Origin of the sequence: Blastococcus aurantiacus (assembly GCF_900102425.1) — a bacterium.
Lineage (GTDB): Bacteria > Actinomycetota > Actinomycetes > Mycobacteriales > Geodermatophilaceae > Blastococcus > Blastococcus aurantiacus.
This window is the reverse complement of sequence record NZ_FNBT01000005.1, coordinates 1-13,993: the sequence shown is the minus strand read 5'-3', so window position 1 is coordinate 13,993 and position 13,993 is coordinate 1. Positions and strand designations below refer to the sequence as shown.

Sequence of the window (13,993 nt, the reverse complement as noted above, 5' to 3'; positions counted from 1 at the left end):
CATGGTTCGCGATCCAGGGGTAGTGCGGCCGCACCGGGCGCCCGGCAGGCCGCCCGGGTCGTCCCCTGCCGTCTCCCGGAGGCCGTCCGTGCCCGTTCCGCTCGTCCGGTCAGCTCAGTTCCTCGCCCTCCTCGCCGCGGCCGCGCTGGCGGTGGTCGGCGCCCTGGCGCTCCGGGGCCCGGGGCTGGTCACCGTGCTCGTCACCGCGGCGGTCGTGGGCGCCGTCTCCGCGGGCATGGCGTCCGAGATGCCCGGCGGTGGACGGGGCCGGGCCCTCGACACCGGCGGACGGGTGGCGGGGTGGACCGCCGGCGTGCTCCTGCTGCTCGCCGGGCTGGCCGCGGTGGCGGGCGCGGTGGTGACCCTGCTCGTGACCGTCGTCGTCGCGGCCGTCGCCGTCGGCCTGCACCTCCGCCGCGCCGGTGCACGGTCCCGTTCCGCGGTCCGGCCGGCTCCGCGGCCGTCCCCCTCGGTGCCACCGCGCCCGGTCCGGCTGGAGGGGCCGGTGCTGCCGCGGCCCTCGGTCGGCGGGCTGAGCGCGCGGGCTCTCGGTGAGGAGTGGCTGCGCACCGCGGCCCTGCTGGAGGCCCGCATCGGGCCCGGCCTGCGCAGGTCGGTGGTCGACCGCCGGGAGGCGATCCTCGACGAGCTGGAGCGCCGGGACGGGACCGGCTTCGCGCGCTGGCTGGCCGACGGCCCGTCGCTCAGCAGCAACCCCGCCGACCACGTGCGCGACCTCCCGGCAGCGGGGACCGGCGCCGCCTGAGCGCGCCGGCCGGTAAACCGGTCGTGCGGCCCGGCCCGGCCTGGCAGCGTGGCCGCCGTGGCCGATCCGGTGGTGCTCCGCCCGGCCCGGGCGGACGATGGCGCGGCCGTCGCCGAGGTGTGGCTGCGCTCGTTCGACGCCGCCCTCCCGACGGTCCGGCGCGCGCACCCGGACGACGAGGTGCGCCGCTGGGTGCGCGAGGAGCTGGTGGTCCGCGCCGGCACCTGGGTGGCCGAGACCGCCGGTGACGTCGTCGGTGTCCTCGCCCTGTCCCCGGGGTGGATCGACCAGCTCTACCTCGACCCGGACGCGCGCGGGCAGGGGATCGGCGACCGCTTCGTCGCGCTCGCCCAGCAGCGCGAGCCCTCCGGGCTGCAGCTGTGGACGTTCCAGGTCAACGGACCGGCCCGGCGCTTCTACGAGCGGCACGGGTTCGTCGCCGTCGAGCGCACCGACGGGGCCGGCAACCAGGAACGCGAGCCCGACGTGCGCTACCGGTGGCCCTGACGGTCAGCGGGCGTCCAGCCCCCGGACGACGAGCGAGACGGCCAGCGCCGTCATGACGACGGCGATGACGGCGTCGAGCACTCGCCAGGCCGCCGGCCGGGCGAAGACCGGCCGCAGCAGGCGTGCGCCATAGCCGAGCGCGGAGAACCACAGCACGCTGCCCACGCACGCTCCGACGCCGAACTGCCACCGGTGCTCTCCGTACGTGGAAGCCATCGAGCCCAGCAGGACGACGGTGTCCAGGTAGACGTGCGGGTTGAGCCAGGTGAGCGCCAGGCACGTGGCGACGGCCGCCGCCAGACCGGCGCCGGCCCCGCCGGCCTCGGTCACCAGCACCCCCGGCCGCAGGGCGCGCCGGCCGGCCAGCGCCCCGTAGCCGAGGAGGAAGGCCGCACCGGCGAAGCACACGACGGGGATGAGCAGCGGCGCCCGGGAGACCGCGGCACCGGCGCCCAGGACCCCGGCGGCGATCAACGCGACGTCGGACAGCGCGCACACCACGACCACCGGCGCCACGTGCTCCAGGCGGAGCCCCTGCCGGAGGACGAAGGCGTTCTGCGCGCCGATGGCGACGATGAGACCGAGGCCGAGCGCGAAGCCCGACGCGAGGGCGACCAGAGCGGGACCGGCGAGCACGGGCGGAACGGTAGGAATCGGGCGGGCCCTGGTCCAGCTCAGGATTCTACAGCTGCATTAGCGTCGCTTCATGGACCTGGATCTGGCGCAGCTCCGTGCGCTCGACGCGACGGTGCGTGGAGGGACCCTCGAGGCCGCCGCACGCGCACTGCACATCACGCCGTCGGCGGTCAGCCAGCGGCTCCGTGCGCTCGAGGTGGCGACCGGCCGCATCCTGCTGGTGCGGAGCAAGCCGGTGCAGGTCACGGACTCCGGACGGGCGGTGCTGGGTCTCGCGCGGCAGATCGAGCTGCTCGCCGCAGAGGTCGCCCGGGAGCTCGGCGACGACGAACCGGATCGGACGCCGACCCTGCCGATCGCGGTCAACGCCGACTCGATGGCCACCTGGGTGCTGCCCGCCCTGGCTCCGCTCGCCGGTGACGTCTGCGTGGACCTGCACCGGGAGGACCAGGTGAACACCAGTGCCCTGCTGCGCGCCGGCACGGTCATGGCCGCGGTGACGGCCGAGGCGGCTCCGGTGGCGGGCTGCACCTCCACGCCGCTGGGGACCATGCGCTACCGGCCGATGGCGTCCCCGGGCTTCGTCCGGCGCTGGTTTCCCGACGGCGCGGCCCGCGAGGCGCTCGCCCGGGCCCCGGTGGTCGTCTTCGACCGCGACGACGACCTCCAGCACCGCTACCTGCGGGCTCGGGTGGGGGAGGTCGCCCCGCCGGCGCACCACGTCCCGGCGTCGGCGGAATTCGTGACCGCCGTCGGCCTCGGGCTCGGGTGGGGGATGGTCCCGGACCTGCAGCGGCGGGCGACGACGGCGGACCTGGTCGCGTTCGACCCGCCGGCCGTCGAGGACGTCGCGCTGCACTGGCAGCAGTGGAGGCTGCGCTCAGCCACGCTGGACCGGGTGCGCGACGCCGTCCTGACCGCGGCCCACCGGGAGCTCGCCCCGGCCGGCTAGTCCCTATCCTGGGCCCGCACCTGGTTCTCGTGTTCCGCCGACGTGGGGTATGGGAACAACTCCGGTGACCTGCGCTTTCGTGTCCGCCGCTGCTTGAGGGCCTGCGCCGTCTCGGGACGCCATGTGGCCGATCCTGGAGCGCAGGTCAGCGCCCCGTGGAACGCCTGCTTCGAGATCTAGCAGTAGTCATGAGCGCGTCGCGCTGGAAGCGGGTGAGCGGTGCTCGGACAGGTTGGGGTGCCCGCCTGCTTTACTTCCAGGCTCCGTGACGACGGCTCCAGATGTGGAGCGAGAGTGTTGGCCTTCAGGGAGATGCGGGTGGCGCGCCACACGTTCAACGAAGAACAGGTCGACGCTGGCATCGACGCGATCATCGAGCGGGCGAAGGACCGCGGTCAGACGATTCGCTACTCAGCAGTGTTCGCGGCCGCCGGCCTTCCAGAGCCACAGCAGCTCCATCAAGGCGCAGAGTCCCAGCTCGTCACCGACTTCATGAAGGCCATCCACGACCGGTGCATCCAGCGCGGGCTCCCGCCGTTGGACTCCCTGGTCGTTCATGTCGCCGGACCTCGGCAGAGCTGGCCGGGCGGTGGCTACTTCAAGGTCAACGGTCTTGTCGACCCACTGAAGGATCGGGTTTCGGCTGCGGACCAGGTGACGGCAACACGCTTCTGGGAGGACCAGAAGAAGGAGTGCATGGAGTGGGGAGTCCGAGCGCGCCGTACAAGCTGACCGCGCCGGCCTTCGCGGGGGGTGCTCACGCAGCCTCGAGTTGGTCAGCGAGGCGGCTCAGCCGGTCGTAGTCCTCGTCAGCTCCACACGTGGAGTCGTAGTGGGCCAGGCCGCCACTGTGGGTGCTGGGCTGTCGCACCTCCCAGCCGTCGTGCCAGTCGGAGCGCCGAGTCGCGATGACCGGCTCCGAGACGTCCTCGAACTGGTCAGCTGTGATGTCGATGAGCCAGCCGTCCTGCTCCAGCCATGCGTGCGTGCGCGACATGCCGTCGCGCCAAGCGGTCACGATGGTCCACTCTCCGAAGCCGCGATCGCGTAGGTACTGGGCCAGCAGCCGGCTGGCGTCGCCGCACGCTGCTTTCGGGAACGACCTGAGCCCGAGTAGCCGCGGGCTCTCTGCCGTCTCGAGTGCCGTCCGAAAGCGGCGGGCGGCATCGCCGGCGTTGCCCCCGGCCGGGGAACTGGTCATGCCTGCGAGGGTAGGTGGGGGGCCTCTCCGGATGGTCTTGAGGGAGATGGAGGGTCAGCTGCTGCCCGGTCCCGGTGCGCCGCTGCGGGTGACCCGCCGGTGCAGGGTGAACGGGTCGATGCCGGTGATGTTGGCACCGGTGATGAGGGTGGCGAACTCCGTGACGTGGCGGGCGGCGGCCCAGAGTCGGAGTGACCCGGCGGAGAGCCCGAGTTCGCGGCCGAGGTCGGCGATCGTGAACGCCTTGCGGACTTGCTGGTCAACGGCCGCGTGCGCGCTGTTGCTGTCGAGGGCCTGCGCGCCCGTGTAGAGGACCGAGGTCGCAGAGGCGGCCCGCGAGGTCTTGCCGGGCTTGTCCTTCGCCGATACCTCGGTGTGCCAGTCGGTGAGGGCTTCGGCCTCCCAGCGGTCGAGGGTGACGATGCGGGCGTCGATGCGTGCCTCGTCGTCGTTGGTGGCGCTCGGGCTGCCGGCGAGGGTGAGCTGCGGGACGTCGCCGGTCAGGCCCGCGTGCCCCCACAGCACCTGCGGCGCCTCGGTGGTGGTTGCCGACGCCGAGCAGATGGCGACGGCTGCGGCGGACAGGTGCGCGGCACGGGAGGAGACGGCCAGGCGGGTGGCCAGCCGCAGGATCAGCATCTCGTCGTGGGTGGCGGTGCGGATCGGGCCGCGGTCGTCGTTGCGAACCTGCTCCGGGACGGGGTCGACGCCTGCAGCGGGGCTGACGTCGTCGAACAGGCCCGCGTCGTACAGCGCGAGGTACGCGCCGTGGACAGCGTTCTTGCGCAGCCGGCACACATCTCCGGCGCTGGGACCGGGGGCGTGGATGAACGAGGCGATGTCGTCGACGGCCACGTCGTGCCACGTGGTCGCGCCGGCGGCGATCGCGCTGGCTGTGAAGGCGGTGAGGACGCGGAGCATCTGGCCGGTGGTGTCGGCGTCGGGGCTGACCTGCTGCCAGATGGCAGCGATGGCGGGCAGTGTCGCGGTGAGGTCACCGGTCATCTCGGCGGCCACGTCGACCGTCTGGTCAGCAATGGGGAGGGACAGCGGCGAGCTGGCCGGGTCGGTGCGGCGCAGGATGCGGCTGTAGTCGTAGGGGGCAGCGGTCTGGGCACGCACGAGGGCTCCGAAGGTGAGGCGCGTCTGGGTGGACGCGGGTCACCGTTCGGAGCCCCTGGGTGCTGGTCAGTCACCCTGTTGTCAGGCGGCGACCTCGCTGTCGAGGTTCGTGTCGTCGGCCTGCGGGACCGGGTGGTCGGGGAGCTGGGCGAGGGTGCGCGCGAGGTCGGCGGCTGCCTGGGGGTGTCGGTAGGCCAGGTGCGCCCACGTCTCGGTGTTGTGCAGGAGCGCGGCGAAGACGAGGTCGAGCAGCTGGGCCTCCCGGCCCCAGCTGGCGTGCCGGTCCTTGACGTAGAAGCGCTTCTCCAGCCAGAAGAAGAAGCTCTCGATTTGGTTGCGCTTGCCGAAGGTGAGGGCGTACTTGTCGACCAGCGCCTCGGGGATGACCCGCACGTTGGCGACCATCGACCGCCACTGCACCCGTCCATCTCTGCCTGGCTTTGTCCACCGCAGCTCGAGCGTGGTGGTGAACTTCCCGCCGTGTGAGCAGCTGCGGGTGAGGGTGAGCAGCAGGTAGTACCTGCCGTCGGAGTCGCGGCGCCGCTCGACGCTGCTCGGCTCGAGCATGCCGAGCTTGCGGACGCGGCTGCCCCGGGTGTGCGGGCGGTCGGTCTCGTACACAGCACCGTCGTCTGCCATCAGGTGGTGCTGGTGCGCCACGCCGTCGATGTCGTGGTCGGCCGCGCCCAGCGGGGTGTCGTAGCTGAGCTTGACCTGGTCCTTCTTGACTCCGTAGCGCCGGATGGTGGTGCCCGTGAGGTGTGAGTTGGCCGGGTCGGCCTCCGACTCCTTCTTCGCCCGCTGGCGGGCGTTCTGGGAGTTCACGACGTAGATGCCGGACTCGGCCATCAGGTCTTGGTACATGCCGGGCTTGCCGATGCCGTCGATGGTCAGCACCGGGAAGCGGTGGCCTGCGCGGCGGTACAGGGCTCGGAGGACGCGCATGGCGACGGGGTCCTCGCCCTCGCGGGGGTAGCCGATGTCCAGGCCCAGCACGACCCGGGTGTAGGTGTCGAGGCCCTTCGTGGTGGCGACGACGTTGTACAGGCCCTTCTGGGCGCCGTGCTCCTTGCCGCTGGCGTCGGTCACGTCGTGGTGCACGCGCGGCTTGCCCTTCTTGGCGCGGCTGCCGGTGACCCGCAGGACGACCTCGCCGTTGTCGTTGACGATCTCCTCCTCGCGGACGTCGGAGGGGGCGTTGAGGACGGTGCCGTCGATGGCGACGATGTCCCACACCGCGGGGTCGATGAGGGCCCGCGGGACGTTGCCGCCCTCGGCGGTGCGTACTGCGAGGGCGAGCGGGATGGAGATGTCGGTGAGCCGGCCGACGAGGTCCGGCAGCGGGCTGGGCTTCTTCTCGGGGGCGAGGATGCGCCGGGTGCGCCACTTGCGGTAGCTGTAGCTGCCACCGGCAATCTTGCCGCTGGGCGAAGCGTCGGGCAGCAGGATGCCGTGCTCGAACCAGAACTCCTTGCGGATCTCGGTCCAGACCTGCGGCAGCTCCTGGTCGAGCAGCTCGTTGCTGGCCAGCTCGCGCATCGCGCAGCCGTAGAACACCCAGTACAGGTCGGACAGTGGAGTGGGTCGGCCGCCACGGGCCTGGGGCAGCGCGGCGGTGAACGCCGGCAGCAGCGGGCTCCGGATGATCGTGCGGAAGACGACCAGGTTGGCGGTGGCGCCGCCGCGGCCCTCCTTCTTGCGGCGTGGGCCGGCCAGTGGCAGGTCAGTGAGCGCGGGTCGGTCGTCGATCAGGAACCGGGTGGCGAGGCTGTTCGCGGTGAACTGCGCCTGGTAGCCGGCGGCCGTGCGCTGCGAGTGGCGGTGCATCGGGGTGGTCCTTCGGACGTCGGGGTGAGACGTCGGCGGACGGTCCGAAGGACTTGGGGGTGCGCAGTCGCCCGCGGTGGTGCATGGGCGACGAGCCCCGGCGTGTGCCGGGGCTCGTCGAGGTCGGGGTGGTGCGGTCAGGCCGCGGTGGGCGGTGCGAGATCAGTGCGGACGACCGCCCGGGCCGCGGTGCGGCAGATCCGGCAGGTGTCGGTGCGAGGTGTGTCGGCGTTGTGCAGCCGGTCGGCGTCGCGGCTGATCCAGTCGGGGTAGTGCGCTTGCCAGGTGTCGGGGTACTCGGCGCTGATCAGCTGCTCGACGAGGTGGATGGCGCGGAAGAGGACGTCGGCGCCGGGCAGGTCGTGGCCGAGGTGTTCGATCGCGGCTGTGGCGAGCTCTTCGCGGTGGGCGAGCAGCTGATGGCGACGCAGCCGGTTGGGGGAGTCGAGCTGCGGGTGGATCATGGGTGCCTCCGTTGGACGGCGCAGGGACCGGCAGGAGTGCCGGGCTGCGCGGAGCGGATCTCCGCTCGCGCTGCACCGTTGGGGCGCTCCACGGGGGCACAAGGCGGCGTGCGGTGCGGAGGTGAACCCATACCGGGTGGTGTCCCAGCCCGCCGGTGATGGGCTGTGAGTCAGTCTTTGGCCGTGCGCCGACGTGGTCGTCCGGCCTCATACCGATCCGCGTACGCCTTGGCCGCGGCTTCCTTGGTCAACTTGAGGGTGTAGCCGGGCATGCCCGCTTCGCGCGCCATGCCCTTGAGGAAGTGCCGCGCGGGACTGGCGTCGGTGAGGGAGTCCAGTGCACCCCGAGACCACACGAGGGCCCACACGGTCGTCCAGGCCCACGTGCCGGCGTCATGCACCTCCGCCTCGCGCCGCAGGCTCACGTTGCCCGCAGCGTCCATGTGGGCGTAGGCGTCGACCAGCGTGATTCCGGGGTGGGAGAGGCCGGACAGATACCGGTAGACCGCGTACATCAGACGACCGCTCCCGAAGTCGCCGAGGATCTTCTCGAAGTGCTTGGCCTGTGCCGCCAACTCACCCTCCTCTGGGATGCCGTTCTCGAGACGCTGCACGATCTCGTCAGTCATGCCCGTCCAGCTGGCCTCGTGCATGGTCTTCGCGAGGTAGAACCGCTGACGCGCTCCCACCTTCAGGAAGCCGGGCAGCGCCTTGGGGCCCCGCTGAACGAGCCACTGGGCCATCAGTGCGTTCTCGTACAACGACCGGATCATCGGCGCGAGCTCGATGCCACCGTGGGACTCGATGAGGGGGCGGACCAGGCGGGTCTGCTCGTACACGTGGCACGTCAAGCCCCACAGGGCGAGTCCGTGGGCCGGTTCTACGTGTCCCCGGATGCGGAGTGCGACGTCGTCCTGCTGGGCCCTTTCCCAGTGCCGCAGTAAGCGGTCGACGCGGTCGAGGGAGGCACTGGTGCTCACGTCGGCGATGTCGGCCACGGGGCCATCCTTACGTGAGCCGAGGACAGGTTCAGCCCGCCGGCCGGGAAGCACGAGCACCGCCTTCACCGGCCGGCATCTCGCTCACTGGTCAGTCCCAGCGGCTGGTGGTGCCGGTGGTGATGAGGTCGGCGAGCCGGCGGGCGGCCCGGTCGGCCTGGTTCTGGGCTCGTGCGGCCAGTGCGCCGTGCTCGGCGGCGCAGTGCAAGGCGGCGTCGAGGTCGGTGCTGCAGGCCGGGCAGGCGAACGGGCTGGTGTCGAAGGCGAGCAGGAGGAGCAGGTAGCGGACCCGGGTTAGCGCGGCCGCGGTGACGACGCCAGGGCGCTGGTGCAGGCCGTGGACGGTGTCGGCGGCGGTGGAGGAGAGCCGGGCAGCGAGCAGCTGCAGGACGCTGGCGTCAGGCAGATCGAGGACCTGCTCGGCGGTGCGGGGGGCGTGGGCGGACATGAGCACGTCCTTCCAGTGGGCCGGTCGCTCAGGCGGCGCGGCGCAGGGGCACCACGGCCGCGGCTGCGGCGTGGTGGGCGGTGATGGCGTTGGTGAGCAGCCCGTAGCTGAGGAAGTCGAGGAGCTGGCGGCGGCCGCCGAGGCTCTGGGCGCGGTCGACCAGGAGCGTGCGCTTGAAGCCGCTGTTGTGGCTCTCGCTGTCGCTGCGCAGCGTGTAGACGTCGAAGTCCGGCTCGCCCTCGGCGATCAACCGGATCGCGTCGGGGCGGCCGACGTCCCCGGGGTGCTGCGGGTGCGGGCTGATCCAGGCGAGGAACTCCCCGTCCGGGCAGGGGACGGTGTAGCCGGCGGTGAAGTGGTAGCGCCCGTTCTTGCGCTTCGGCCGCTTCACCTGTCGCCGCAGCAGGCGGGCGAGCACCACCGGGCCGCCCTCGGCATCGAGGCCGACTTCGCTGACCGCACCGTCGACGGCGGCCAGGGTGTGCGTGCACTGCCCGCGTTCGGTGTCGTGCTCCCAGGTGCCCAGGGCGTACCAGCGGGGGTGGCCCTCAGCCGGGGTGGTGCGGCGCCGGCCGGGGGAGCGGGAGGTGGAGTGCACCTTGTTGATGACCACCACGCCGCAGGTGCTCATCAGGTCGTCGATGTGCTTGCCGCGCAGAGCGCCGTCGTAGACGACGGCCTGGATCCCGGCGCCGGCGACTGCATGCAGCTGCTTCAGCAGTTCGACCGCAGTCTCGGCTTCCGCGCCGGGGCGAGGAACCCGGTCGACGGCCAGCACGATCCGCTGGTGCGGGCCGTCGCCGCGCACGTAGAGGCCGACGAAGTTCTGCCCGTGCACCGGGCCGGTGTGGCCGTGGTGCTCGGCGCTGTCCGGGTCGTACCGCTTCCGCGGGGCGTCGATCGGGTTGCCCGCAGCGTCGAGGTAGACGGTGTGGGCGACGCCGTCGTCGTCTTTGACGCGCTTGGCGGCCGGCGGGCGGTACATGGGCGAGACGACGGTCCCGTCACCGTAGACGACGCGGCTGCGGTCCGGGTGGCACAGCGATCCGGGGCCGTCCGGGCGCAGCAGCCCTGCTTCCTGGGCCTGCGCGACGGCGAGCTCGGTGAACTCCTCACACAGCTCCTCGAGGACGTCCTCGGCTGTGAACCGCCGGTTGCGGGCGTACCGGTAGGCGTCCCAGCCCGGCGCCTGCCGCGGCGGTGCGGCGATCTCCAGGTCCGGCCGCTGCCGGCGCATCTGCTCGACGCTCTGCACGATCACCGACCACGTCGCCGGCTGCGCCAGTTCGATCTCCACGCGGGCGCCGGAGCGGAACACCCGGGCCAGCACCCCGTAGCCCAGGAGTAGGTACGGCGGGAACTCCGCGGGCCGGCCCACCGGTCGGCGCTCGACCAGGGCGCCGAGCTGGTATAGGGCCGGCAGCCGGAAGACCGCCCGCACCTGCTCGATCGTCGTCAGCCCGGTGCTGCGAGCCCTGCGCCGGCTCATCGGGTGCCTCGCCAGTCCAGGCCGATGTGTGCGGCGGTGATGTCCAGGCTGCGGTGCCCGAGGACTCGGGCGACCTGTTCGATCCGGGCGCCCCGGTCGTGGAGGCGCCGGCCGGCCCAGTGCCTCAGCGAGGCCGGGCGTACGTCCGGCTCGGCGCCGAGGCCAGCGGCGGCCAGCACGTTGCGCAGTGCGTTGCACGCGGCGGCCTGCGCCTTCGAGCCACCCGGCGGTTCCGATCCGGAGTAGCACAGCAGCGTGTCTCTGGTCGCGCCGTTCTCCAGCAGGGTGGCGACCCGCCGGTGCAGCACTCGCCGACCCCAGGCCGACAGGACACCCGGCCGATCGTCGAGATCGCGTGTGCCCGGGAGCAGCACGGCGCTGGGCTGGTGCGGGTCGTCGAGATCCCGGATGCGGACCATCGTGACCTCGCTGGACAGTGCGGTGGCCTCGCCCAGCGCCCACGCCACTGCCCGCATCTGCGACCGCGCCCCGGCGCCCATCTGCGCGCTGGCCCGGCACAGCCCGACCTCGTCGTCGGTTAGGGGCCGTGCGGCCAGCTGGCCACGCGGCGGAAGAACCAGGTCGAGCGTGGGATCTGAGTCGTGCAGACCCAGTGCGCGCAGTGTGCGGAAAAGCGTGCGCAGTGCGGTTCGGCGTGCGTGCCGGGTCGCCAGCTCAGGTACCGCCCCGTGCCGGGTGTGGGCCGACAGGAACGCTGCGGCGTGTGCCGGGGACACTCCGGTGTAGGACGCGACGCCCTGCGCGTTCAGTCGCCGCGTGAAGGCAGCGGTGTTCTCCAGCAGCCGTGCCAGCGAGCCATCGGTGTGCGTACCGGCGGTGTGCCAGTGCGCGACCGCGCGGGCCAGTTCGTCGTCCAGCTTGCCGGCCGGATCCAGAACAGCCAGGTGCTGGCCGTTCGGGAGGCCGGTGATCCTGCGTGCCACAGATCGCCTCCGGACCGGGGCTCGAACGTCCCCGGACGGCCGGCAGGGTGCTGGCACCACACCTTGCTGCATTCGCCTTCGCAGGTGTCGTTGCTCCCCTGTGACTGGGGGGAGACAAGAACGTGTGCCCACCGATTGCTGCAGCGCACGATCGAGTCCATGCGGATGACCGCAGTGATCCACTTCGGGCACTATGGCGCGATGCTGGTCCGGGGGTCGTGGGTTCGCTCATCCGTCATCTGCACGGCTTTGCTGGTGGCCGCGGCGGGGTGCAGCGGGAGCGGTCCGGATCGGGAGGCGGCGGGGTCCCGCATGGACTCCGTGCTTGAGGTCCCGGAAGGAGCGGAGCTGCTCGGGGCGGTCTTCCCCGGCGCGCAGAACGGCTGGCCCGGCTCTCAGGAGGAGACCTGGGACGCAGTCCTTGTCATCACCGGCGAGGACCCCGTCGCGGTCCTGAAAGACTTGGTGGCACAGGCCGAGGAGTCCGGCTTCGCCCTGCGCTCCTTCAGCCCGGAATCCGCTGCCTGCGGCGTCCTCCACGAGAGCGTGCTCCAGTGCCAGGCGCTCACGGTGCGGGACGACGGGTCCGGCAGCTACGAGTTCAACCTTCAGTGGGGCACCTTCCAGGGCGCCGGCTTCAGTCATGTGCTCGTCCGTCGGCAGAGCCGGGCCTACGACGTCCCATCGGGTTCCGTCAGCTTCGAGACAGACCTCCCACCGGCGCCTCCGTCGATCGACGAGTGGGAGGGACCGGAGGCCGGCGAGCCGGTGGCGGCGCCCACGGATGCCTTCGACACCGGCGGGGCAGTCGCGATCCTCGAACCGGGCGGACGCGTCGTCGGACCGCCGGCCCACTCGTGGAGCCTGAGCGGCGGGTACGGCGTCGTGGTGGCCCTCGACGACGGGGCCGATGCCGACCAGGTGGTCGCCGCCTACGCAGCACAGTTCGAGAGGTTCGGCTTCGAGGGCACGGTCACCGGGACCACCTTCGAGGGGAACCGGGCCGTGGCAGCTCGCTACAACGGAGCCGGCGCCGGGGACCTTGAGGCAGTCGTCGTCGAGGACGCGAACTCCGGCCGGTCATTCCTCCGCCTGTCCCGAGCCAACGACTAGGTGTCGTTGCCAGCCCAGCAGCACCGGCCAGCATGTCCGCTCGCTCGATTTGCCACAGCCCAGAGACTCGACGCGCCGACGTTCTCGGCCGCGAGTTGGCGTCTGAAGGCGGAAATGAGGGTGCGGCATGCCCGTCATGCCGGCCATGGCGGATCGTCGGTGCTTGGCCGTAGCTTGCGCATGGTGAACGGAACCAGTCCGACGGAGCCGCAGGTCGAGCGGCTGGCCGCCTTCCGTGCACGCCTCTCAGCCGACGGGCTGACGCTGGCGCAGCTCGCGATCCGCCGAGGCGATAGCGGCCTCAACGCCACCGCCGGCTGGGTGGCCGCGCGGCGCCGAGAGCGTTCACTCCTCGCGTGCACCTTTCCGGACGGGTCGTTGGAAGTTCCGGCGTTCCAGCTCACCGACGCCGGTGAGGTGCGCTCGGAGCTGCGTCCGTTGCTCGAGCGGCTTCTCGGCGCCGGCGCCGGCGACTGGACGGCCTGGACGTGGCTGACGCAACCGTCCAGCCTGCTGTCCGGCGAAGTGCCGGAGCTGGTGGCCGTCGCCGACCCAGAGCGGGCGCTGCGGGCGGCAGCCCGCTACGCCACGGAATCGGGCGGCTGACCACTCCCGGCACGGTGTCAAGCGGATCTGAGATCAGCGGTCAGTCGAGGCCGTCAGGGACACCAATCAACAGCCGGTGATCCTGCGTGCCACAGATTGCCCCCGGTCTGGGGCTCCAACGTCCCCGGACGGCGGGCCAGGTGCGGCGCCGCACCTGGCTGCATGCAGCCTTCGCGGTGTCGCTGGCCATGTTCGTGACGCCACCAAGCCGCTGGTGGAGACTGAGTACTGGCCTGTCATGGAGCTGTTGCTCCGTAGTGTCCAGCCGTGCGATTCACGCTCACCTACGACGGGCCGCTGCCCGGCAGCAAACGCAATGCACGGTCGCTGCAAGCGATCCGCGATGCACTGCACCCGCAGTTGGTGGAGCTGTGGCAGCACGAGCCGCTGCGCGATCGGCACGACCTCCTAAAGCCCGCGGGAACCACGGAGATCTCCGTCCTGGTCGAGCGGAGCGGACAGTTCTACGGGGCCTTGGTCCACGACAACCTGCACCTGACCGCAGAGCTCGACTTGCTCCTCCTGCGCCCCGAGTCGGCGGCCGGGCCGATCGTCCGGGGTGACATCGACAACCGGCTGAAGACGTTGCTGGATGCACTCAGTGCGCCTGCGCACGCGCAGCAGGTGCCGGAGGGTGCGCGGCCGACGAGTGCGGACGATCCGCTGTACACGCTGCTGCAGGACGACCGGCTGATCACCCGCGTCACCGTGGAGACCGACCGGCTGCTCGCGCCTGTACAGGACCCGGACTGGAACAGCGTGGTCATCCGCGTGACGGTCAAGGCGCGGCGCCTGATCCTCGGCAACATGGACTTGAGCTCCTAGCGCGATCGGCACTGCGTCGCGATCGGCACTGCGTCGCGATCGGCACTGCGTCGCGATCGGCACTGCGTCGCGATCGGCACTGCGTCGCGATCGGC

Annotated in this window: 16 protein-coding genes; 7 read left to right on the top strand and 9 right to left on the bottom strand. The window is 71.8% G+C overall.

From position 1 onward, the window contains the following. Positions 1 to 88: 88 nt before the first annotated feature. Complete coding sequence (locus BLS70_RS10980) at positions 89 to 766, top strand: hypothetical protein (RefSeq protein WP_091767414.1); 678 nt, start codon at positions 89 to 91, stop codon at positions 764 to 766. Positions 767 to 823: 57 nt separating this feature from the next. Then, positions 824 to 1,273 (top strand): GNAT family N-acetyltransferase, encoded by a 450-nt coding sequence (locus BLS70_RS10975; RefSeq protein ID WP_091768371.1) that lies wholly within the window; start codon positions 824 to 826, stop codon positions 1,271 to 1,273. A 3-nt stretch (positions 1,274 to 1,276) separates the two neighbouring features. On the opposite strand, the gene BLS70_RS10970 is transcribed toward BLS70_RS10975, so the two are convergent. Next, a complete protein-coding gene (locus tag BLS70_RS10970) occupies positions 1,277 to 1,909 on the bottom strand; it encodes a LysE/ArgO family amino acid transporter (protein WP_091767411.1) in 633 nt (210 codons plus the stop codon). A 70-nt stretch (positions 1,910 to 1,979) separates the two neighbouring features. Here BLS70_RS10970 and BLS70_RS10965 point away from each other — a divergent pair, with 70 nt between their 5' ends. Together BLS70_RS10965 and BLS70_RS10960 are read left to right on the top strand one after the other, a co-directional pair. After that, positions 1,980 to 2,861 carry a LysR family transcriptional regulator ArgP gene (locus tag BLS70_RS10965; RefSeq protein WP_091767408.1) on the top strand — a complete coding sequence of 294 codons (882 nt, stop codon included), beginning with the start codon at positions 1,980 to 1,982 and terminating at the stop codon, positions 2,859 to 2,861. Positions 2,862 to 3,155: 294 nt separating this feature from the next. After that, the gene (locus BLS70_RS10960) at positions 3,156 to 3,593 is read left to right on the top strand and encodes a hypothetical protein (RefSeq protein ID WP_091767405.1); all 438 of its coding nucleotides are present in this window, start codon (positions 3,156 to 3,158) and stop codon (positions 3,591 to 3,593) included. A 25-nt stretch (positions 3,594 to 3,618) separates the two neighbouring features. Here the strand turns inward: BLS70_RS10960 and BLS70_RS10955 are convergent, their stop codons facing one another. From BLS70_RS10955 to BLS70_RS10920, 8 genes are all read right to left on the bottom strand, one after another. Beyond that, positions 3,619 to 4,062 carry a hypothetical protein gene (locus BLS70_RS10955; protein ID WP_091767402.1) on the bottom strand — a complete coding sequence of 148 codons (444 nt, stop codon included), beginning with the start codon at positions 4,060 to 4,062 and terminating at the stop codon, positions 3,619 to 3,621. Between the two features lie 54 nt (positions 4,063 to 4,116). Beyond that, positions 4,117 to 5,184 (bottom strand): hypothetical protein, encoded by a 1,068-nt coding sequence (locus tag BLS70_RS10950; RefSeq protein ID WP_091767399.1) that lies wholly within the window; start codon positions 5,182 to 5,184, stop codon positions 4,117 to 4,119. An 81-nt stretch (positions 5,185 to 5,265) separates the two neighbouring features. Next, positions 5,266 to 7,011: a hypothetical protein gene (locus BLS70_RS10945; RefSeq protein ID WP_091767396.1), complete on the bottom strand. Its 1,746-nt coding sequence runs from the start codon at positions 7,009 to 7,011 to the stop codon at positions 5,266 to 5,268. A gap of 137 nt (positions 7,012 to 7,148) precedes the next feature. Then, positions 7,149 to 7,475, bottom strand: a complete 327-nt coding sequence (locus BLS70_RS10940) for a hypothetical protein (RefSeq protein ID WP_091767393.1) — start codon at positions 7,473 to 7,475, stop codon at positions 7,149 to 7,151. A gap of 170 nt (positions 7,476 to 7,645) precedes the next feature. Further along, positions 7,646 to 8,473, bottom strand: coding sequence for a DUF5677 domain-containing protein (locus tag BLS70_RS10935; protein ID WP_091767390.1), 828 nt, complete (start codon positions 8,471 to 8,473; stop codon positions 7,646 to 7,648). Positions 8,474 to 8,564: 91 nt separating this feature from the next. Beyond that, positions 8,565 to 8,921 (bottom strand): hypothetical protein, encoded by a 357-nt coding sequence (locus BLS70_RS10930; RefSeq protein WP_091767388.1) that lies wholly within the window; start codon positions 8,919 to 8,921, stop codon positions 8,565 to 8,567. A gap of 28 nt (positions 8,922 to 8,949) precedes the next feature. Beyond that, on the bottom strand, positions 8,950 to 10,410 hold the full coding sequence (locus tag BLS70_RS10925; RefSeq protein ID WP_091767385.1) for a hypothetical protein: 1,461 nt from the start codon (positions 10,408 to 10,410) through the stop codon (positions 8,950 to 8,952). Further along, positions 10,407 to 11,354 (bottom strand): site-specific integrase, encoded by a 948-nt coding sequence (locus BLS70_RS10920; RefSeq protein ID WP_176946366.1) that lies wholly within the window; start codon positions 11,352 to 11,354, stop codon positions 10,407 to 10,409. The genes BLS70_RS10925 and BLS70_RS10920 overlap by 4 nt, the downstream gene beginning before the upstream one ends. A 312-nt stretch (positions 11,355 to 11,666) precedes the next feature. Between BLS70_RS10920 and BLS70_RS10915 the strand changes: the two genes are divergently transcribed. From BLS70_RS10915 to BLS70_RS10905, 3 genes are all read left to right on the top strand, one after another. After that, positions 11,667 to 12,467, top strand: a complete 801-nt coding sequence (locus tag BLS70_RS10915) for a hypothetical protein (protein WP_143030393.1) — start codon at positions 11,667 to 11,669, stop codon at positions 12,465 to 12,467. A gap of 180 nt (positions 12,468 to 12,647) precedes the next feature. Then, on the top strand, positions 12,648 to 13,073 hold the full coding sequence (locus BLS70_RS10910; protein WP_091767374.1) for a type 1 periplasmic-binding domain-containing protein: 426 nt from the start codon (positions 12,648 to 12,650) through the stop codon (positions 13,071 to 13,073). A gap of 267 nt (positions 13,074 to 13,340) precedes the next feature. Beyond that, complete coding sequence (locus BLS70_RS10905; RefSeq protein WP_091767371.1) at positions 13,341 to 13,898, top strand: RusA family crossover junction endodeoxyribonuclease; 558 nt, start codon at positions 13,341 to 13,343, stop codon at positions 13,896 to 13,898. Positions 13,899 to 13,993: the final 95 nt, after the last annotated feature.

Coding starts and splice junctions, on each gene's coding strand:
- BLS70_RS10955 (WP_091767402.1), bottom strand. CDS start 4,062: ATGACCAGTTCCCCGGCCGGGGGCAACGCCGGCGATGCCGCCCGCCGC.
- BLS70_RS10945 (WP_091767396.1), bottom strand. CDS start 7,011: ATGCACCGCCACTCGCAGCGCACGGCCGCCGGCTACCAGGCGCAGTTC.
- BLS70_RS10925 (WP_091767385.1), bottom strand. CDS start 10,410: ATGAGCCGGCGCAGGGCTCGCAGCACCGGGCTGACGACGATCGAGCAG.
- BLS70_RS10940 (WP_091767393.1), bottom strand. CDS start 7,475: ATGATCCACCCGCAGCTCGACTCCCCCAACCGGCTGCGTCGCCATCAG.
- BLS70_RS10930 (WP_091767388.1), bottom strand. CDS start 8,921: ATGTCCGCCCACGCCCCCCGCACCGCCGAGCAGGTCCTCGATCTGCCT.
- BLS70_RS10965 (WP_091767408.1), top strand. CDS start 1,980: ATGGACCTGGATCTGGCGCAGCTCCGTGCGCTCGACGCGACGGTGCGT.
- BLS70_RS10910 (WP_091767374.1), top strand. CDS start 12,648: ATGGTGAACGGAACCAGTCCGACGGAGCCGCAGGTCGAGCGGCTGGCC.
- BLS70_RS10915 (WP_143030393.1), top strand. CDS start 11,667: ATGGACTCCGTGCTTGAGGTCCCGGAAGGAGCGGAGCTGCTCGGGGCG.